The organism is Streptomyces sp. NPDC096193 (assembly GCF_040302905.1).
In the GTDB taxonomy this organism is placed as follows: Bacteria; Actinomycetota; Actinomycetes; order Streptomycetales; family Streptomycetaceae; genus Streptomyces.
This window is the reverse complement of the sequence record NZ_JBEOSJ010000029.1, coordinates 37,708-57,063: the sequence shown is the minus strand read 5'-3', so window position 1 is coordinate 57,063 and position 19,356 is coordinate 37,708. Positions and strand designations below refer to the sequence as shown.

The following is a 19,356-nucleotide window of genomic DNA, read 5'->3' as shown; positions in this document are numbered from 1 at the left end:
AGTGCCGTCCACTGCTCGTCCGTGAGATCCCTCGGCCCCAGACCGCAATCATCCCGAGGCGAGGCGAGAGGTGTCGCGCACAATCCGACAGCACCTTCGCCGTGATCCAGCCTGACGAGGACGATCCCGCATGGTTCGCCTCCGTCGCTGTCCTGGACGAGGGCGGTTACGAGATCGTCTGTCCCGAAATGATCTCTGAGCCGTCTCGGGCACAGTGCGGGTGAAGACGTGCTCGACCCGGGCTGTCGCGAACCGCTTGCGGGGAGAAGGACGAGCATCGACCCGAGGTGATCGATGATCCGGTCCGCCGCCGACTTGGACAGCTCGAACAGCGGGGCGAGCTGCCGCATCGTTCCATGGGCGACTGGCGGGCTCGTCCCACCTTCAGCTGCCGCTCAGCGGAGACGCCCACGTGGGGTCGTGTAGGGCTTTCCTCGTGAGGTGAGCAAGCAGGTGCTCCGCCGCAATGGCAACAGCGTCCTGCGGTGCCCCGACTACGCTCAGGGCGGCGATAAGCCTCGCCGATGCTGTTTCCGGCACGTCCGGGTCGGTGAGGAGGGGAAGCAGCAGCAGGAAGCGGGTTGCCGTGTCATGGACCCCTTCGGCCGCGAGGGACGGGCTGTCAGCGATCCGAATCAGTTCGTGCCATGTCAGCCCAGTACCCGAGAAGTCTCCGTCCCAGCCGGCGATCTGCTCGACGTAGCTTCTGCCTACATGGGTGAGGAGGTAGTCGGTGCCGTAGTCGCCATCCAAGTTGCGGTAGATCACCACCGCTCCGGGGCTCTCTTCTGCCGGCACCCTGAACACTGGCCAGCGTCCAGGCTCGAAGAGGACCTCGGACAGCGCATCGGCATCGGCGCCGTCCTCACCGAACCATTCCGGAACCGGACGCTCGGCACACCCCCCGTCGCTACACATCGCCAAGAGGTAGTTCGACCAGAAGCCCGGATGGTCCAGCAGTGACTCGCCCGGCACCAATGGGCCGCCGTCATATCCCTTGATCATCACCCCTCGATCCTGTCAGTAGCCACTGACACGGTCCGATCGGGGATCGGCAACGGGGGCGACGCCCAGTTACGGGGCAGCCCATAGGCGCGGTGGTGCCGGACACCCCGCCTGCATATGGACGTACCGCTGCTGACTCGCCGACGAAACTCCTGAACCCCCGCTCGCGGAGGGAGGGTTCAGAAGCACACATCGCTCTATGGCGGTAAGGATCGGCGCGCTCGGTCAGATGCGGTCGGCCGCGATCAGGACGTACTGGAAGGAGCCGTCCTTGTAGGAGTTGATGAACGCCTCTTCGATGCCGGTGACCAGCCGTGACGTGGCCCGCAGTTCCCAGTAGGGCAGGGTCGCGGGGGTGAGGTCGACGACGGCCTGCGGTACGAGGCGGTTGTCGGCCATCGCGCGCAGGTACTCCCGGCGGGAGTGGATGTTGCACTCGAAGTGTGCGTTGATCTGGGAGACCCACTTGGACGGCTGGCCGTAACGGGGGTTCCAGCAGCCGGTGATGGTGACGTAGCGGCCGCCCACTTCCAGAACGCGGGAGTGTTCGGCGAAGAGGTCGTGGAGGTCGACGTACATGCTGGACTCGTTGTTCCAGGAGGCAGCGGCCTGACCGGTCTCGAAAGGCGTGTTGAGCATGTTGCAGACTCGGGCGCGGACATGGTCCTCGAAGCCGAGTTCACGGGTACGCCGGTTGGCGAACTCCGCCTGTTTGGCGGACAGAGTGACACCCTCGACCTTGCATCCGAAGCGCTGGTGGGCCATGACCATCGAGCCGCCGCGGCCGCAGCCGGCGTCCACGAGGGTGTCGCCGCGCCCGATGGGTCCGAGGTGGTCGAGGAGGAGTTCGGCCTGCGCCGATTCCAGCCGGTGGAGTTCCGCGATCAGCCTCTTCTCGTACGCACTGTCATCGGTGTCGCCGAGAGCATCGTGGTCGACGTCACCGATGCCGTAGTGGTGGTGGTAGAGGCCGTCGACATCGCCGAGACGCAGGTTCACCGGCCGGGACTCGTGGTCCCAGTAGCGGGCGATGTCCCCCTGGTAGGGAGTCGTCGGGGCCGGGATGAACGCGGAGGGTGCTGCGGAGGCCTCGGTGGTGGTGAGTTCGGCGCTCGTCATGTGATTCCATCCTTACCAGAAGTCGGGCAGGCTGTAGCGGTAGGTATTGGTCCGGTGCCAGTAGTGGTTGCCGTCGACCCACGCGGCGACTCCCCGCAGGAAGCGCTGGACCCCGGGGAGGGGACATGCCGCGGAGAGAGCGGCGGCCTCGTCCTCGAAGGCGTGCATCAGGTCGTTGTGGACCTCCACCGCCTTGAGGTACGCGTCCTTTTCCGCCGCGCCTTCGCGTTCGGCGATGACCACGGGCAGGTTCAAGTGCTTCCCCGGCGCGGCGAGTTCCTTGGTGTAGGAGTACAGGTCGTTGACGATGGTGGTGGCGTTCCCGGCGAGCGCGATGACGCGCTGCATGGCGGGCTGCGCGTGGAGGTCCGCCGGCAGCTCGTAGCCGCCGACGGTGTCCGTGATGGTGGGGCAGGGGCGGAAGTTGTTGAACTGCCGCATCGCCAGGTACTCCCACACCTCCGGCACGTGGTCGGTCTGGCTCCAGGCGGCCTCGGCGAGGTACCCCAGATGCAGACGTGCCATGTCGTGCCGGTAACGGTCGGCCTGGGAGGGCGTCGACTGCTGGACGAAGTACTCCATGGCGGAGCGGTACGCACGGCGCGGGGCGTCCGAGTGGAGGGACTGCGCCCACTGCGGCTGGTACTCCTGCGTGGTGTGGAGGTGGTCGAGGGCGGTGTGCGCCAGCAGGAGCCGTCCGCCGAGACCGATGGGCGAACCACCGTGGTCCTCGCAGTAGCAGTCGTCCACCGCGTTCTCGGCGACCATCAGCCTGGTGGCGATCATCAGGTGGTCGACGGTCGGTGCGTCCGGATGGCAGGCCACCATGTAGCGGCCTACCGAGAAGCCGTCGAACTGGTCCTCCCACTCGTCCGGATACAGGTCGACTTCCTCCAGCGCCCAGGCCTTGATCCGTGCGCTGACTTCCTCCACCCGCGACGGGTCGGGTTCCGGTACGGGGTGGTGATAGAGGCCGGGGATCGGGTGGCCCGCCACCGGCGTTTCGGCCCCGGGGGGCGTCGGTGGGTCCTCGCGCGGGGTCAGGTACAGGCCCGCCGTGCCCAGGCCGCTGGGACCGCGCAGGATCCTTGCGAGAGCGGACGGGACAGGCGGGACAGGTGGGTCAGGCATGACAGGCGGGTCATGCAGGACAGGCGGGTCAGATCGAACAGGACGGTTGGGCGGAACGGGCGGGCTGGGCAAAACAGGCGGGACGGCGACTTCGGCGGCAGAGGCCCGTGCGGTGTCGACGACAGGCGCCCCGAAGCGGGCCGCAGCGGCAGGCAGGCTCGACTGCACGGTGGAAGGCCCGGGATCGGACATCCAAAGCTCCTTGATGAGGCGGGTGGCTGCCCCGGTTCCGGACGGCCGGGGACGCGGACCGTGCCTAGGCGGGCCGACGGGCGATCTGCACGTTCTCCAGGACGCCGAGCGCGTCGGGCACCAGGACGGCGGCGGAGTAGTACGTGGTGACCAGGTAGGAGATGATCGAGCGTTCGTCGAGGCCCATGAAGCGCACCGACAGACCGGGTTCGTACTCTTCCGGCAGGCCGGTCTGCCGGAGCCCGATGACCCCCTGGTTCTCCTCGCCCGTTCGCATGCAGAGGATCGAGCTGGTGTTCTCCTTGGTGATGGGGATCTTGCCGCACGGCAGAATCGGGACGCCGCGCCAGGCCGGGACCTGCTGTCCGCCGAGATCGACGTGGTCCGGGTAGAGCCCGCGGGCGTTGAACTCGCGCCCCATCGCCGCAATCGTCCGAGGGTGGGCGAGAAAGAACTTGGAGCCCCGGCGACGGCACAACAGCTCATCGAGGTCGTCCGGAGTGGGCGGCCCTGAATGGGTCTGGATGCGTTGCTTGAAAGAGGCGTTGTGGAGCAGACCGAACTCGCGGTTGTTGATCAGCTCGAACTCCTGCCGCTCGCGCAGCGCTTCGATGGTGAGCCGCAACTGCTCCTCGGTCTGGTTCATCGGCTCGTTGTAGAGGTCGGCGACCCTGGTGTGGACCCGCAGCACCGTTTGCGCGATGGAGAGTTCGTACTCGCGCGGGTGGGGCTCGTAGTCGACGTAGGTTCCGGGCAGTTCGGGTTCGCCGGTGTGTCCGGCAGACATCGCGATCTCGGCCTCGCCGTGCCGGTTCTGCCGCTGCCGCGGAAGCGCACTGAACTCCCGTACGTGTGCCTGGAGGCGGGGTGCGGCGGACAGTGCGGCGCTGAACTCCTCGCGGGACAGGGTGAGCAGGGTCCCGGCGGTTTCGGCGGTGGCGGTGACATCCCAGGTGGCTTCGGGGGTCAGGAGGGCGTGCTCCCCGAACCGGTCGCCGTCGGCGAGCACGGCGACGGCGATGTCGTCGCCGTACTTGCCTACGGAGGTCTGCCTGATCCTGCCGTGAGCGATGAGGTGGATCTGCTCCGCAGGAGCGCCACGCTCGGCAAGCACTTCGCCGGCGCGGAAGTCGCGCTGGACGCACCGCCCGGCGAGCGCGGTGAGAACCTCGTCGTCCTCGAAGCCCCGCAGCAGGGCCAGTTCCCTCAACTCACGCGGGATCACGCGGACACGGGCGCCGTCCTGCACGAACTCGACACGGCCGTCGCCGACGGTGTAGCTGAGCCGGCGGTTCACCCGGTAGGCACCGCCCTTGGTCTCCACCCAGGGAAGCATCCGCAGCAACCAGCGGGAGGTGATCTCCTGCATCTGCGGGGCGGACTTGGTCGTGGTGGCGAGGTTGCGGGCGGCTGCAGTGCTGAGACTGGACCGCGGGGGCGGCTCCAGTTCGGCTTCCGGGCTGGTCTCAACGGTCATCGGACGAGGACTCCTTCGGCAGGGCGGCGACCGGCACGCCTGTGCGTTGCCGGTGAAGGGCAAAAGGGAGTGAATATGCGGATTCGGTCCGGATCCTGGTAAACCGTAGTGGCCGCTGCTCCCCGTCTGACCTGGAAAGCCGTCGGGATTACTTCGATGCAGTGGCAATGCGGTGCATGACGTTTGCCCAACGACCGGCGAGATCCGGTCACTTCCAAGATTTTTTCCCGGCGAGGGAGGGGAGGCATGCTGGCCGGGCCCACAGGGAGCGAAACGCGGGCGGTGGCCGGGGCACCGGGTGGAAACAGTCCGGAATGACGACCGGTGCCTGGCGCGAACCGGCGCCGAGGTGAGCTGTTCCCTGTGTGACGGAGCCCTGCGTGGATGGCGATCCGGCCACGCTCCTCAGCCGCGAACTGACGTGAGTTCGCGCGCACGTGTGGGATGTGGCCGTGCGGGGGTGACGTGCCCTGGCGCGCGGCGTCGGCTGCGGGGTCGATGCCTGCCGCACCGGCACAGCGTGCCGGTGCGATGGGCGTCATCGGCGAACGGCCACCTGTCAGGCCGCAACCGCGGGCGTCAGCTGGGGAGCTCTGACGGCCCGGGGTGCCGGCTGCGGCCTCGCCTCACCCGGGCGCAGTCGCCCCCCGTATGTCGTCGACGGTCAGCGTCGGCTGCCTGCGGGCACTCTCTGGTGCAGGTTCGTCGCAGGGTGCAGGTTCGTCACAGGGAGGACGAGACCGCTCGGCGCGAGGCGCTGGAGCGCCTGCCCCGCGGTGACTGCGCGTCAGTCCTCTTGCGCGTGTGCAGGATCACCCAGCAGGCGAGTGCGACGCTGGTGACAGTCCAAGCCGCGAACCACAGCGTCAGCCACCAGCGCGGATCGGGTCGCAGGAGTGCCTCCGTGGCTGCCAGCGAGACGGCGACGGACAGGCCGCAGCACAGGAACAAGGCCGCCCAGACCACAGCGAGACGCCTCCTGTGCTCGGCTGCCTGTCGTTGCACTTCGCGGTTCCTCATGGTTCCCCTTGATGGCGCGTCGAACAGCCGGGCCGGCAGCCGCGTTGCCAGGTAACGCTTTTGGCGCCACGGATGCCTGGAAGCCGAGTGCTCGGCAGGCCGTGTTCCACGCGCCAAGCATGTGTGACGGCGGTCACACGCACCTCCCTGTGGGCGGCGTTGAGCCGCTTCGCCCCGTGTCGGCCGCCCTGGCAGGGCCTTGGTGGGCGAGTGAGGCGAGGCGTGATGACCGGCCTCGAAGACGATCCGCCCCTGCGGTCGACTGCCTCCTGCGCCGCACGCTCCGTACGCCGACCAGGTGCCGCGTTCCTGACGTTTGACCACGGAGAGCGATGGAAAGGTCCAGTCCGACGTACGGTCGACCGACCGGCTGAGCCTCACCCGGCGGGGGCCGCTTCTCCTCGATGCCCTGACCGAACGGGAGCCCGCCGATGCGCCTCTACGCCCAGACTCCAGCTCGTCGGAACCGTCAGGTGCTCGGGGACGTGATCGCCCTGGTCCTGGTGGCCGCCGCGGTGAAGTTCGCCCTCGTCGTCCGTGAAGCGATCATGATGCTGGTCGAGCCGGGGCGGAAGGTCGAGAACTCGGGCGACGACCTCGCTGCCGAACTCGACAATGCGGGCGACGCCGCCTCGGACGTGCCGCTTGTCGGAGATCTGCTGAAAAGGCCGCTTCAGTCCGCGGCCGATGCCAGTACCGGGTTCGGCGACGCCGGACAGTCGCTCCAGGACGCTGTCAGCCAGATCGCCACTCTGACGACAACCGCTCTGATCGTCATTCCCGTGATCTTCGTGCTGCTGCTGTGGCTTCCTCGGCGCCTGCGCTGGATCCGGCGCAGTGGCGACCTTCGACGCCTCGTCGATGCCCCTGGAGGCGCCGATCTGCTCGCACTGCGCGCCCTCACCGGCCCGCCTGGTGATCTCGCCGGGCTCCAAGCTCCCCCAGGCGGCCTCGTTGACGCGTGGCGCCGCGGGGATCGGCAAGTCATCGCCGACCTGTCCGGGGTCGCGCTCAGGCGGGCCGGCTTGCGGCCCTGACCGGCAAAGCGGGGGCGTTTCCGTGCTCGGCTCGGTATGGTTCCCGCCCTCCCGGGCCGTGGTCGTCGACCATCCAGCCGGACGGAAAGGCCCTACGGGTCGGAATGCCCCTCCGGGGCACCCGTCCGACCCGGCGCCTAGGCGTCTATAGCCCGATTACCTCCAGTAATGCTAGAAAGGACGCGTGATCAGGCGTTTTGACCGATTCCGTGGCGTGTCGGTTCAGCCACGGAACGACAAGCGCCCCAGGAGTGTCGCCGGTCAGATGTTCCTCCTGCAGGTCGTGGTCGTGGTCCTGCTCGTGCTGGGGGCGGTCCTGGCGCTGTTTCTGCAGTCGCGGTACGACGGCAACCGGGAAGCCAGGACGCGATCGATCGCCGTGGCGGAGACATTTGCGCAGACGCCGGGTCTGCTCGCGGCTCTGAAGTCGCCCGATCCGTCCCGGGTGCTCCAGCCGATCACGGAGCAGACCCGTGAAGCCGCGGGCGTGGACTTCATCGTCGTCATGGACACCAAGGGGATCCGCTACACCCACCCTCAGCCGGAGCGGATCGGTCAGCGTTTCGTGGGCACGATCGAACCCTCGCTGGCGGGAGAGGTCACTGTCGAGAGCGTCGACGGTCCCCTCGGCCAGGAGGTGCAGGCCGTGGTCCCCGCCACCGCGCCCGACGGCTCCGTCGTGGGTCTGGTCTCCGCCGGTCTGACCGTCGAGAGCGTCACCGGCGCGGTGTACGGGCAGCTGCCCGTCATTCTCGGCGCGGGCGCCGCGGCCCTCGCGCTGGCCACGGCAGGTACGGCACTGGCGGCGAGACGGCTGAGACGGCAGACCCATCTACTCGGCCCGGCCGAGCTGGCCCGGATGTACGAGCACCACGATGCGGTGCTGCACGCCGTACGCGAAGGTGTCGTGATCACCGGCGACGACGGACGGCTCGTGCTGGCCAACGACGAGGCCAGACGACTGCTGGGCCTGGGCCCCGACTGCGAGGGACAGCGCGTTGCCGATCTGCCCGGCCTCGATGCCGCCACGGCCGATCTGCTGGCCTCCGGACGCGCGGCCACGGACGAAGTCCAAGCGGCCGCGGACAGGCTGCTGGTCGTCAATCAGCGCCCGACGCACGGGTCGGCCGGACCGACGGGCGCCGTGGCCACCATCCGCGACTCCACCGAGCTCCAGGTGCTGACGGGCCGCGCGGAGATCGCCCGTACACGGCTCAGGCTGCTGTACGACGCCGGTGTCGGCATCGGCAGCACACTCGACGTCAGGCGTACCGCCCAGGAGCTGGCCGATGTCGCCGTCCCCCGCTTCGCCGATTTCGTCACCGTCGACATCGCCGACCCCGTACTGCACGGCGAGGAGCCGAACGGCGAGGGGACCATGCGACGCACCGGCGTGAGCGGCATCCGTGACGATCACCCCCTCTATCCCCGGGACCGACTGATCATGTTCGTGCCCTCGACGCCACAGGCCCGCGGGCTGGGCAGTGGGCGTGCGGAGGTGGTGACCGATCTGTCCAAGGCGCCGGGCTGGCAGGCCCAGGACCCGGAGCGGGCGCGGGAGATCGTCGAGTACGGCATCCATTCGCTCATCACGGTGCCACTCCGGGCCAGGGGCGTCGTCCTCGGCGTGGCCAACTTCTGGCGCTCACAGGAGCCGGGCGCTTTCGAGGAGGAGGACCTCTCTTTGGCCGAGGAACTGGTCGCCCGCGCCGCCGTGTCCGTGGACAACGCCCGCCGCTACACGCGCGAGCACGCATTGGCCGTGACGCTCCAGCGCAGTCTGCTTCCCCGCACCCTGCCGGACCAGAGCGCCGTGGAGGTCGCGCACCGCTATCTGCCGGCGCAGTCAGGGGTGGGCGGCGACTGGTTCGATGTCATCCCGCTGCCCGGTAGCCGGGTGGCGCTGGTGGTCGGCGATGTCGTCGGGCATGGTCTGCACGCCGCGGCGACGATGGGGCGACTGCGCACCGCGGTGCACAACTTCTCCACGCTCGACCTGCCACCCGAGGAGATCCTCGGCCATCTCGACGATCTTGTCGGGGGCATCGACCAGGGCGAGTCGGAGTGCGACGGCGGCCGCGAGATGGCGGGTGCGACCTGTCTCTACGCGATCTACGACCCCGTCTCACGGCGCTGCACCATGGCCCGTGCCGGGCATCTGCCACCCGCCCTGGTGCGCCCGGACGGCACCGTCGACTTCCCCGACCTTCCGGCCGGGCCGCCGCTGGGACTCGGCGGTATGCCTTTCGAGGCCGCCGAGTTGGAGCTCGCCGAGGGGACCCAGCTCGTTCTCTACACGGACGGGCTGATCGAGGAGCGAGGCCGTGACATCGACGTCGGCGTCGAGGAACTGCGTCGCGCCCTGGCGCATCCCGGCCGGCCGCCGGAGGAGAGCTGCCGGGCCGTGCTGAGTGCCATGCTGCCAGCGCGTCCCACGGACGATGTGGCACTCCTGATCGCCCGTGCGCGGGTGTTCGGGCCGGACCGGGTCGCCGAGTGGGATGTGCCGCGCGATCCGAGTGCGGTGGCAAGGACGCGGGCGGCGGCGACGGCGCAGCTGGACGAGTGGGGTCTGTCCGAGCTGGCGTTCAGCACCGAGCTCATCCTCAGCGAGCTGGTGACCAACGCGATCCGTTACGGCTCCGGAGCGATCCGGGTCCGGCTGGTGAACGATCACGGCCTGACCTGCGAGGTGGCCGACGGAAGCAGCACATCGCCGCATCTGCGGTACGCGGCGACCATGGACGAGGGAGGCCGCGGGCTGTTCCTCGTGGCCAAGATGGCTGAACGCTGGGGCACCCGCTATACGGCCGAGGGCAAGATCATCTGGGCTCAGCAGGCCCTGCAGGGGGAGACCGGCGACGGTGAGGCGCTGCTCGAGCTGTTCGACACCGAGGGCATGTGACGGGGACTCCCGCGCAGAGAGGTTGGGGGAGGGGTGCGCCGGTGGGCGCAGCATGCCGGCTACGCGCGGGGCGGCGGCCGCTGTCCATCGGCCGCCGTCCCGCGAGGGCGATCACCACCTCTCCGGCGGCGAGATGGTGCGCCGGGGCCGCCGGTGAGGTGGGTGACGGTGGACAGTCCGGTGGCGTTGCGGTCGCATCGCTGCCGGTGCGGCCGGTCCTACGGTGCGGCCGGTCCTGCGGTGCCGCTTAGCGGGCGGTGCCGAAGTCCTGCGTCCAGTAGTCGTCGGGCTGCGCGTGGCCGACGCCGATCTCCTTGAACGCGCAGTTGAGGATGTTGCGCTTGTGGCCGGGGCTGGCCATCCAGCCCGCCATGACGCTCTCGGGGGTGTCGTAGCCGTAGGCGACGTTCTCGCCGTAGGTGCTCCACTGGTAGCCGGCACGCGTGATCCGCTGGCCCGGCTCCGATCCGTCGGAGCCCGTGTGGGACATGTTGCGGTGGGCCGCCATGTCCTTGCTGTGATCCTGCGCGGCCTTGGCCAGCTTCGCGTTCGACTTCACCGGTGCGCATCCCGCCTTGCCGCGCTCACTGTTGACGAGTGCCACGACGCGGGCGACGTCGCCGGACACCGGAGCGGCGGGCTTCGGGATGGCGGGCTTGGGCGCCGCGGGCTTGGGTGCTGCGGGCTTCGGGGTGGCGGGCTTGGGCGCCGCGGGCTTGGGTGCTGCCGGCTTCGGCGTGGCGGGCTCGGGCGCGGCCGGCTTCGGCGCGGCCGGCTTCCCGGTGCCGGGTGTGGTCGTGGGCGCCTGCGCGTCGGGGCGGCTCGGCTCCCGGTCCCATGTGTCACCGTCCCACCGCCGGTCGGTCTCGTCCCCCTGCCACCGCTGCTCGGCGCCTGCGTTCTTCCAACGGCCATGGGACCGGCTGTCCTGGGTCCCCTCCGGATCCATACAGGCCATGGCGACAGAGGGCACACCCACGGCCGCCATGGCGACGGCCGCGATGGTGATCTTCCGGTAGTGCTTCGTCTTACGGTGCTTGCTCATGTGTGACCTCACTCGGCATCGCGGAGCGCCACCGAAAGCGGTTGGCCCGGTCCGTTCTGTGGGTGACCTGTGGTGGCGCCTTTGCGGGCAGCCATTGTTAGGACCGCTGAACGTGGAGGGCAACGACCAGCGACCACGGCACACGATCGTAGGTTCGGATCACCCTTGCCAAGAGCGTGCGGTCGTGTATGCAGACCCGTCCACGCTCTTTGACGCCCCATCAAAAGAGCCTGTGCGCCCGCCAGGCCGTCGCAATTGCAACGAGGTCGGAAGGCCGCCGAGCACCGTGCGAGTGGTGCTCGCAGCGAGATGGACAAATATCCTTATGTCGCCAAGCGCGACATCCACCAGCGGCCCCCTGGCGGCGGAATGGCTGTGGCAGATGTCACGGAACCATTGCTTCCGTTTCATCTCCGGGCTCGAGCCTGAGGTCGACGTTCGCCGTTCCTGTTCGCGGCGGCCTGCTCTCTGGAACGGGTCGGACGCAGGTTCAGCCTCGCCCGAGCTGTCTGTGCGTACGGCGGTGGACAGGGCGCGGCTGCGGGCACCTCGCGGCAGGGAATGCGACGGGATGCCTCCGCATTGATTGAGTATTCAATAGAATGCAATCGGACGGTGCCGTAAAGGAGGCCGCATGGTCACCTTCGACCTCGGAGGAAAGAATGCCTGAGCTGGGGCTTCTCGACACCGGCGGCATTCTGCGCCAGCCATGGGTGAGCCCTCGGAGGACCAGCTCCGGCCTGGGCTGGGAGCACGCTTATGTCTCCACACAGAGTGAGCAGCCGTACCACGCGAGGTTCGACGCGGCGGCCACGCATCTGCTGATCCTCCATCTGGGTGGGCCGGTGACCGTCAGGCGCCGGTCCGGCCCGTCCACGCAGGCTCGGCGCGTCCCGGCCGGGGGGATCTTCCTCCACCCCGCCGGCCGCGCCCTGGACGTGGAACTGCAGGGCCGGCTGGACACCGTCCACCTGTACCTGAGCGATGCGGCACTGCAGAACGCGCACGGCGAACACGGGGCGGTCAAACTCGCGGAGGAGCTGGGCAGCGCGGATCCGCTGGTCGAACAGCTCGTCCTGGCTTTGGACAGCGTCGTACGGCGTTGGGAGCCGTCCGCCCGCACCTACGTCGATCACCTCGTCGCCATGCTCGCCGCCCAGCTCGCCCGGGCCCACGCCGCCGGCCGCACGGCCGGCTCCGCGGGCACTGACTCCGACGGCGCGCTGTCGGGACTGAGCGCCCAACAGCTGACGACCTCACGAGAGCTGATGGAGGAGCGGCTCTCCGAGCCCTTGCCCGTGTCCGCCCTGGCCTCGGCCGCCAGCCTCAGCGTGAGCCAGTTCAGCAGGCAATTCAGAACCAGCACCGGCAAGTCTCCGCACCAGTTCCTGCTGCAGTTGCGGCTGGACCACGCCCGCAGGCTGCTCCGCTCCAGGCAGCAGCCCATCGCCGAGGTGGCCCTTCGCTGCGGATTCTCGCACCAGGAGCATCTGACCCGCGTGATGCGCGCCAAGCTGGGCACGACCCCCGCGGCCTTCCGCCGGGCCGCCTGACCCCCGCCTGCCACCGGACCTGCCTGTCGCTCGCCACCTGCCACCGACCCGCCTCACGCCGCTGACCTGTCCGAGCCGCCCGCCGCCTCGCGCCCTGCGCGCCGATCCTGCAGAAGTACGCGCGGAACGTGCAGGAACGAAAGCCCCGCAGTCCCGACACTCGGAGGCAGACGCCCAGGAACACGGCACTAGCGAAGGCGGGACCCGATGGGGAATTTCGTCTACACCTCGCATCCCTCGCGGATCATCTTCGGCACCGGCACGGTCCGCCAGGTCCGCGACGAAGTCGAGAGGCTCGGCGCATCGAGAGTTCTCCTGCTCTCCGGTTCGCCCGTGGCCAAGGCCGCCGCCCGGGTACGGGAGGTCCTCGGGGACCTCAACGTCGCGGAGTTCGACGGTGCGGCGATGCACACACCGGTGGAGGTGACCGAACGCGCCCTCGCCGTACTGCGGGAGCACTCGGCCGACTGCCTGGTGGCGGTGGGCGGCGGCTCCACCACAGGGCTGGCCAAGGCCTTGGCGCTGCGGACCGGACTGCCTCAGCTGATCCTTCCCACCACCTACGCCGGCTCCGAGGTCACCCCGGTGCTCGGTGAGACGCGCGACGGGCGCAAGACCACCCAGTCCTCGCCGGAGATCCTGCCCGAAACCGTCGTCTACGACGTCGAGTTCACCCGTGACCTGCCGGTGGGCATGTCGGTCACCAGCGCGGTCAACGCCCTGGCCCACGCGGTCGAGGCCCTGTACGCCCCGCAGGCGAACCCGGTGATCGACGCCACGGCGCTCGACGCGGTCCGCAAGGTCGCCCGCGCCCTGCCCGTCCTCGTCGCCGACCCCTCCGACCCCGCGGCGCGCACCGACCTCCTGCACGCCGCATGGCTGTCCGGTACCTGCCTCGCCGCCGTCGGGATGGGGCTGCACCACAAGCTGTGCCACACGCTCGGCGGCGCGTTCGATCTGCCGCACGCCGAGACGCACACGGTGATCCTGCCGCACGCCATGGCCTACAACGCGCCCGCCGCTCAGAACGTCATGAGCCGCATCGCCGACGCCCTCGGCGTGGCGGACGCACCCAGCGGGATGTACGACCTGATCGCGTCTCTGGGCGGCCCCACCTCCCTGCGCGAGCTGGGCATGGTGGAGGGGGACCTTTCACTGGCCGCGCGACAAGCCACCGCCATGCCCTACCCCAACCCGCGGGAGCTGACCCCGGTGGGCATCGAAGGCCTGCTGCGCGACGCCTGGGAAGGCCGCCGCCCGGCGGTTTCCCCGGCCCTGGCGCCGGCGCCGGACGGACACGGCGCGGCGTCGGACACACAGGGACCGGCTTCGGACGTGGAACGTCTGACGGCTCAGGTGCTGGCCAGTTTCGCCGACGCACCCGACCCACGGGTGGCGCAGCTGCTCCGCGACCTCGTCCGGCAGCTGCACCATTTCGTGACGAGCAACGACGTCACCGGGTCCGAGTGGCAGTACGCGATCGACTTCCTGACCCGGACCGGGCAGATCAGCACCCATACCCGCCAGGAGTTCGTGCTGCTGTCCGACACCCTCGGTATCTCCAGCATCGTCGATCTGCTCACCAACTCGCGGACCCCGCAGACCACACCGTCGGCCGTCCTCGGCCCCTTCTACACGGACGGTCCGCCGGAGACCGCCCAGGGCGCCGACATCTCACAGGGCGTGGCCGGCACTCCGCTGTGGGCCGACATCCGCATCACCGACACCGACGGCCTGCCCCTGCCGGATGCGGTCGTGGACGTCTGGCAGGCCAACGAGGACGGGTTCTACGACGTCCAACTGCCCGAACTCGAAGGCCCGGTTCTGCGCGGCCGCCTACGCACGGACGACGACGGGAGGCTGCGCTTCTGGACGATCCTGCCGGCCGAGTACCCGATCCCGGACGACGGACCGGTGGGACAGATGCTGCAGGCCGTCGGCCGTCATCCCTATCGCGCCCCGCACGTGCACTTCATGATCTCCGCGCCCGGCCACCAGCGCCTGGTCACCCAGTTGTTCGTGTCGGGCGGCAGCTACCTGGACTCCGACACCGTGTTCGGTGTCAAGGAGGGCCTGATCGCCGAGTTCGTACCCCGCGTCGGACCGACCCCGGACGGCCGCGCCGTCGAGGGGGAATGGCGCAGCCTGCAGTTCACCTTCCGCATCGCCCCCCTTGCCACCGGCCCGGCACGCTGATCAGGAGCAGTCCCATGGAATCGAACAAGACCTACGACACCGACGTCCTCGTCGTCGGCAGCGGCCCCGCCGGTGGCTCCGCGGCCCTCCTCCTGGCCTCGTACGGCATCCGCACCCTCCTCGTCACCAAGTACGGATGGCTGGCCAACACCCCCCGGGCGCACATCACCAACCAGCGCACGATGGAAGTGCTGCGGGACCTCGGTGTGGACGCCGAGGCCGCCGAGGCGGGCAGCCCGGCCGACCTCATGGGCGACACCGTGCTGTGCACCGCGCTGGCCGGCGAGGAGATCGGCAGGATCCGCAGCTGGGGCACCGGCCCGTACTCGGCGACCGAGTACGGCACCGCCAGCCCCGCGCAGATGATCGACCTTCCGCAGACCTATATGGAACCGATCCTGGTGAAGAACGCCGCCGCGCGGGGAGCGAAGATCCGCTTCGACACCGAGTTTCTCGACCTGGAACAGGACGCCGACGGGGTCACCGCGCGCCTCCGGGACCGGGTGCGCGGCGACGAGTTCACGGTACGGGCCCGCTATCTGATCGGTGCCGACGGAGGTCGCAGCAGGGTCGCGGAGCAGATCGGGCTTCCGATAGCCGGGCAGAGCGGCAAGGCCGGCAGCATGAACATCACGTTCAGGGCCGACCTGTCGCGGTATGTGGCCCACCGGCCGAGCGTCCTGTACTGGGTGATGCGTCCCGGTGCCCACATGGGCGGCATCGGCATGGGGCTGGTGCGCATGGTGCGGCCCTGGAACGAGTGGCTGCTGGTGTGGGGATACGACATCGACCAGCCCGCACCTGACATGGACGAGGCGGCCGCCGGGGAGATCGTGCACGACCTCATCGGGGACCGGGACGTTCCCGTCGAGATCACGTCCAGTTCCCTGTGGACGGTCAACCACAGCTATGCCACGACGTACTCGGCCGGGCGGGTCTTCTGCGCGGGGGACGCCGTGCACCGGCACCCGCCGTCCAACGGTCTCGGCTCCAACACCTCGATCCAGGACTCGTACAACCTGGCCTGGAAGCTCGCCACGGTCATCCGCGGTGAGGCCGGGCCGGGACTCCTCGACACCTACACCGCGGAGCGGGCACCGGTCGGCAAGGAGATCGTCGACCGCGCCAACCTGAGCCGCGACCAGTTCGGCCCGGTGTTCCAGGCCCTCGGCCTGGACGGGTACAGCGAGGAGGACGACATCGCCGAGGGTCTCGCCGCGAGCCGCAGCGAGACGGTCGACGGTGCCAAGCGCCGTGAGGCGCTGGAAGAGGCCATTCAGCTGAAGAACTACGAGTTCAACGCCCACGGTGTCGAGATGAACCAGCGCTACATCTCGTCCGCGGTCATCGAGGACGCCGGCCCCTCCGAGGTGTGGACAGGGGACCCGGAGTTGATCCACCGGCCCACGACCCGCCCCGGCGCCAAAGTGCCGCACGCCTGGCTCGTCGACGGCGACGGCCACCGGATCTCCACGCTGGACATCGTCGGCAAGGGCACCTTCACGGTCGTGACCGGACTCTGCGGAGGCGTGTGGGAGTCCGCGGCGGCAAACTGCGGCAACGCACTGGGCATTCCCCTGAAGTCCGTGCGCATAGGCGCCGCGAACAGCCGCGACGCCTATGGCGAGTGGCGGCGTACATCGGAACTCGCCGAGGACGGGTGCCTGCTGGTCCGGCCTGACGGGTACATCGCCTGGCGGTCCGTCTCGACTCCGGAGGCCGAACCCACCGCGTACGAGGAGTTGTTGGCCGCCCTGAGGGCTGTGCTGCAGCGCTGACCGTACTCCAGCGCCACCGGAGCGCTGGACGTGTACCGGACACGCGACCGCACGGACGCAAGGACGCACGAACAGAGGCGGGCGCCCCTCCCGCCTTCGCCGAACAGAACGGAGTGCAGTGCACATGGACAAGGTGGTGGCCGGCGCCGAGGTCGCGCTGGCGGATGTCGGGGACGGAGCATCGCTCGCCGTCGGCGGCTTCGGCCTCAGCGGCGTCCCCAATGTGCTGATCCAGGCGCTGTACGCGACCGGCGCGAGCGGACTCAGCGTGGTGTCCAACAACTGCGGTGTCGACGGCGGCGGCCTCGGTATCCTCCTCGCCGCGGGGCGCATCGCCCGCGTCACCGGCTCCTACGTCGGTGACAACAAGGAGTTCGCCCGCCAGTACCTCTCCGGCGAACTGCTGGTCGAGTTGACGCCTCAGGGCACGCTCGCCGAACGCCTGCGGGCCGGCGGCTGCGGCATTCCCGCCTTCTACACGCCCGCCGGGGTCGGCACTCAGGTCGCCGAAGGCGGACTGCCCTGGCGCTACTCCCCCGGGGAAGACACCGTAGCCGTCGCATCACCGCCCAAGGAAGTCCGCGAGTTCGACGGCCGGCGCTACGTGCTCGAGCACGGCATCACCACCGACGTGGCTCTCGTGCGGGCCGCGAAGGGCGACCGGCACGGCAACCTCGTCTTCCACCGGTCGGCCCGAAACTTCAACCCGCTCGCGGCGATGGCCGGCCGCGTCACCGTCGCCGAGGTGGAGGAGCTGGTCGAACCCGGCGAACTCGACCCGGACGAGATCCATCTCCCCGGCGTCTTCGTCCAGCGTGTGGTGGAACTGACGCCGGAACAAGCGGTGGACAAGTACATCGAACGGCGCACGGTCTCCGCACCTCCGGCACGAGAGACGGTGCAGCACTGATGCCTTGGACCAGGGACGAGATGGCGGCCCGCGCCGCGGCCGAGATCCAGGACGGCGACTACGTCAACCTCGGCATAGGACTGCCGACGCTGGTGCCCCAGCACATGGCCGAAGGTATCCACGTAGTCCTCCAGTCGGAGAACGGCATCCTCGGCGTCGGCCCGTATCCCGACGAGCAGGACGTCGACCCCGACCTGATCAACGCGGGCAAGGAGACGGTCACGGTGCTGCCGGGCGCGAGCTTCTTCGACTCGTCACTGTCCTTCGGAATGATCCGCGGCGGCCACATGGACGCCGCGATACTGGGCGCCATGCAGGTCTCCGCCACCGGCGATCTCGCCAACTGGATGATCCCCGGCAAGATGGTCAAGGGCATGGGCGGTGCGATGGACCTCGTCCACGGCGCCCGGCGGGTCATTGTCGTCATGGACCACTGCGCAAAGGACGGCAGCCCGAAACTTGTTGCCGAGTGCACTTTGCCGCTGACCGGCCGGGCGTGTGTCGACCGCGTCATCACAGACCTCGGCGTCCTGGACGTCGCCGAGCGCGGCCTCGTCCTCGTCGAGACCGCTCCCGGCGTGCACCCCGACGAGGTCGTCGCCCGTACCGCCGCGCCGGTACACGTGCCGGCCACCGTCAGCCGGCGTCCGGCCAGTGCCTGAACCCCGCCGGCCGGGTTCCGGAAAGCCCGCCCCGGACCAGCGGGTTCACCTGCCCTCAGCTGTTCCTCGCAACCAGAAGGAGTCCCGATGAACGAGAGCCCGCGGGACGTGTACGTCGTCGACGCCGTCCGCACACCGATCGGCCGTTACGGCGGTGCCCTGTCCGCCGTGCGTCCGGACGATCTCGCAGCCGGCGTCTTGCGGCGTCTGCTCGAGCGGAGTCCTGCCCTGGACCCGGCCCTCATCGGCGACGTGCTGTTCGGGAACGCCAACGGAGCGGGGGAGGAGAACCGTGATGTCGCCCGCATGGCCGTACTGCTGGCGGGCCTGCCCGTCACCGTCCCCGGATCCGCGGTGAACCGGCTGTGCGGCTCGGGGATGGAGGCCGTCGTCCAAGCGGCCCGCGCCGTGGCACTCGGCGACGCGTCGATCGCCGTGGCCGGTGGAGTGGAATCCATGAGCCGCGCCCCCTGGGTCCTGCCGAAACCGGAGCGGGCCTTCCCCGTCGGCAACCAGCAGCTGTACTCCACCACCCTCGGCTGGCGGATGGTCAACCCGCGCATGCCCGAGGAGTGGACGATCCCGCTCGGCGAGACCGCCGAGCTGATCGCCGACAAGTACGGCATCACGCGTGAAGCCCAGGACGTCTTCGCGCTCGCCAGTCACGAGAAGGCTGCCCGGGCCTGGAAGAACGGTGCATACGACGCAGAGGTGGTCCCGGTGGAGAGCATCGACCTCCTGCGTGACGAGGGCATCCGGGACGACACGTCCCTGGCGGCGCTGGCCCGTCTGAAGCCCGTCTTCCGCGAAGGCGGTACGGTCACGGCCGGCAACGCCTCGCCCCTCAACGACGGTGCGGCTGCGCTGTTGCTCGCCGACGAGGCCGGGCTGGCCGAGATCGGCCGCGAGCCGCTCGCCAGGATCCGGGCCAACGCGGTCACCGGCATCGAGCCGCAGTACTTCGGCCTCGGCCCGGTGGAGGCCATCCGCAAGGCCCTCGCGAAGGCCGCGCGAGACTTCGGCGACCTGCGCACCGTAGAACTCAACGAGGCCTACGCCGCCCAGGCACTGGGCTGCCTCGCCGCCTTGCCCGAACTCGATCCCGGCCTCCTCAACCCGAGAGGCGGCGCGGTCGCCCTCGGCCACCCGCTCGGCGCCTCCGGCGCCCGCATCACCGGAGCGGTCGCCCACCAACTCGCGCAAGCGGGCTCGGGCACCGGCCTGGCCGCGCTGTGCATCGGCGTCGGCCAGGGCATGGCCCTCGTCCTGGAGCGCTGAGCCGCGCTCCTTTGACGTCCGGGCGTGTTCGTCCCAGCCCGCTCACGG

General features: G+C 69.5%; 14 protein-coding genes and 1 pseudogene. 8 read left to right on the top strand and 7 right to left on the bottom strand.

Annotated features, from left to right (window positions below; genetic code table 11):
* Window positions 1-207: 207 nt before the first annotated feature.
* The 6 genes and pseudogenes from ABTX78_RS30960 to ABTX78_RS30935 form a co-directional block, all read right to left on the bottom strand.
* A pseudogene (locus ABTX78_RS30960) lies at window positions 208-353 on the bottom strand (IS5/IS1182 family transposase); the annotation flags it as partial.
* A gap of 31 nt (window positions 354-384) precedes the next feature.
* Window positions 385-1,005 (bottom strand): hypothetical protein, encoded by a 621-nt coding sequence (locus ABTX78_RS30955; protein ID WP_352210133.1) that lies wholly within the window; start codon window positions 1,003-1,005, stop codon window positions 385-387.
* A gap of 225 nt (window positions 1,006-1,230) precedes the next feature.
* Window positions 1,231-2,124, bottom strand: coding sequence for a geranyl diphosphate 2-C-methyltransferase (locus tag ABTX78_RS30950; protein WP_352210097.1), 894 nt, complete (start codon window positions 2,122-2,124; stop codon window positions 1,231-1,233).
* Between the two features lie 12 nt (window positions 2,125-2,136).
* Window positions 2,137-3,255 carry a family 2 encapsulin nanocompartment cargo protein terpene cyclase gene (locus ABTX78_RS30945; protein WP_502994011.1) on the bottom strand — a complete coding sequence of 373 codons (1,119 nt, stop codon included), beginning with the start codon at window positions 3,253-3,255 and terminating at the stop codon, window positions 2,137-2,139.
* A gap of 256 nt (window positions 3,256-3,511) precedes the next feature.
* Window positions 3,512-4,924, bottom strand: coding sequence for a family 2B encapsulin nanocompartment shell protein (locus ABTX78_RS30940; protein WP_352210095.1), 1,413 nt, complete (start codon window positions 4,922-4,924; stop codon window positions 3,512-3,514).
* Between the two features lie 723 nt (window positions 4,925-5,647).
* Window positions 5,648-5,929, bottom strand: coding sequence for a hypothetical protein (locus ABTX78_RS30935; protein WP_352210094.1), 282 nt, complete (start codon window positions 5,927-5,929; stop codon window positions 5,648-5,650).
* A gap of 446 nt (window positions 5,930-6,375) precedes the next feature.
* On the opposite strand from ABTX78_RS30935, the gene ABTX78_RS30930 reads away from it, so the two are divergent.
* Together ABTX78_RS30930 and ABTX78_RS30925 are read left to right on the top strand one after the other, a co-directional pair.
* Window positions 6,376-6,981 carry a hypothetical protein gene (locus tag ABTX78_RS30930; protein WP_352210093.1) on the top strand — a complete coding sequence of 202 codons (606 nt, stop codon included), beginning with the start codon at window positions 6,376-6,378 and terminating at the stop codon, window positions 6,979-6,981.
* A 265-nt stretch (window positions 6,982-7,246) separates the two neighbouring features.
* Entirely contained in the window at window positions 7,247-9,886 is a 2,640-nt protein-coding gene (locus ABTX78_RS30925; protein WP_352210092.1) for a SpoIIE family protein phosphatase, read from the top strand.
* A gap of 247 nt (window positions 9,887-10,133) precedes the next feature.
* Here the strand turns inward: ABTX78_RS30925 and ABTX78_RS30920 are convergent, their stop codons facing one another.
* On the bottom strand, window positions 10,134-10,931 hold the full coding sequence (locus tag ABTX78_RS30920) for a CAP domain-containing protein (protein ID WP_352210091.1): 798 nt from the start codon (window positions 10,929-10,931) through the stop codon (window positions 10,134-10,136).
* 662 nt (window positions 10,932-11,593) lie between these two features.
* On the opposite strand from ABTX78_RS30920, the gene ABTX78_RS30915 reads away from it, so the two are divergent.
* From ABTX78_RS30915 to ABTX78_RS30890, 6 genes are all read left to right on the top strand, one after another.
* Entirely contained in the window at window positions 11,594-12,484 is an 891-nt protein-coding gene (locus ABTX78_RS30915; protein WP_352210090.1) for a helix-turn-helix domain-containing protein, read from the top strand.
* 207 nt (window positions 12,485-12,691) lie between these two features.
* Window positions 12,692-14,680: a maleylacetate reductase and hydroxyquinol 1,2-dioxygenase domain-containing protein gene (locus ABTX78_RS30910; protein WP_352210089.1), complete on the top strand. Its 1,989-nt coding sequence runs from the start codon at window positions 12,692-12,694 to the stop codon at window positions 14,678-14,680.
* A gap of 14 nt (window positions 14,681-14,694) precedes the next feature.
* Window positions 14,695-16,458: an FAD-dependent oxidoreductase gene (locus tag ABTX78_RS30905; protein ID WP_352210088.1), complete on the top strand. Its 1,764-nt coding sequence runs from the start codon at window positions 14,695-14,697 to the stop codon at window positions 16,456-16,458.
* A gap of 124 nt (window positions 16,459-16,582) precedes the next feature.
* The gene (locus tag ABTX78_RS30900; protein ID WP_352210087.1) at window positions 16,583-17,368 is read left to right on the top strand and encodes a CoA transferase subunit A; all 786 of its coding nucleotides are present in this window, start codon (window positions 16,583-16,585) and stop codon (window positions 17,366-17,368) included.
* Window positions 17,368-18,030 carry a CoA transferase subunit B gene (locus ABTX78_RS30895; protein WP_352210086.1) on the top strand — a complete coding sequence of 221 codons (663 nt, stop codon included), beginning with the start codon at window positions 17,368-17,370 and terminating at the stop codon, window positions 18,028-18,030. The genes ABTX78_RS30900 and ABTX78_RS30895 overlap by 1 nt, the downstream gene beginning before the upstream one ends.
* An 87-nt stretch (window positions 18,031-18,117) precedes the next feature.
* Window positions 18,118-19,308 carry a thiolase family protein gene (locus ABTX78_RS30890; protein WP_352210085.1) on the top strand — a complete coding sequence of 397 codons (1,191 nt, stop codon included), beginning with the start codon at window positions 18,118-18,120 and terminating at the stop codon, window positions 19,306-19,308.
* Window positions 19,309-19,356 lie beyond the last annotated feature (48 nt).

Coding starts and splice junctions, on each gene's coding strand:
- ABTX78_RS30955 (WP_352210133.1), bottom strand. CDS start 1,005: ATGATCAAGGGATATGACGGCGGCCCATTGGTGCCGGGCGAGTCACTG.
- ABTX78_RS30950 (WP_352210097.1), bottom strand. CDS start 2,124: ATGACGAGCGCCGAACTCACCACCACCGAGGCCTCCGCAGCACCCTCC.
- ABTX78_RS30945 (WP_502994011.1), bottom strand. CDS start 3,255: ATGCCTGACCCACCTGTCCCGCCTGTCCCGTCCGCTCTCGCAAGGATC.
- ABTX78_RS30940 (WP_352210095.1), bottom strand. CDS start 4,924: ATGACCGTTGAGACCAGCCCGGAAGCCGAACTGGAGCCGCCCCCGCGG.
- ABTX78_RS30930 (WP_352210093.1), top strand. CDS start 6,376: ATGCGCCTCTACGCCCAGACTCCAGCTCGTCGGAACCGTCAGGTGCTC.
- ABTX78_RS30925 (WP_352210092.1), top strand. CDS start 7,247: ATGTTCCTCCTGCAGGTCGTGGTCGTGGTCCTGCTCGTGCTGGGGGCG.
- ABTX78_RS30920 (WP_352210091.1), bottom strand. CDS start 10,931: ATGAGCAAGCACCGTAAGACGAAGCACTACCGGAAGATCACCATCGCG.
- ABTX78_RS30915 (WP_352210090.1), top strand. CDS start 11,594: ATGCCTGAGCTGGGGCTTCTCGACACCGGCGGCATTCTGCGCCAGCCA.
- ABTX78_RS30910 (WP_352210089.1), top strand. CDS start 12,692: ATGGGGAATTTCGTCTACACCTCGCATCCCTCGCGGATCATCTTCGGC.
- ABTX78_RS30905 (WP_352210088.1), top strand. CDS start 14,695: ATGGAATCGAACAAGACCTACGACACCGACGTCCTCGTCGTCGGCAGC.
- ABTX78_RS30900 (WP_352210087.1), top strand. CDS start 16,583: ATGGACAAGGTGGTGGCCGGCGCCGAGGTCGCGCTGGCGGATGTCGGG.
- ABTX78_RS30895 (WP_352210086.1), top strand. CDS start 17,368: ATGCCTTGGACCAGGGACGAGATGGCGGCCCGCGCCGCGGCCGAGATC.
- ABTX78_RS30890 (WP_352210085.1), top strand. CDS start 18,118: ATGAACGAGAGCCCGCGGGACGTGTACGTCGTCGACGCCGTCCGCACA.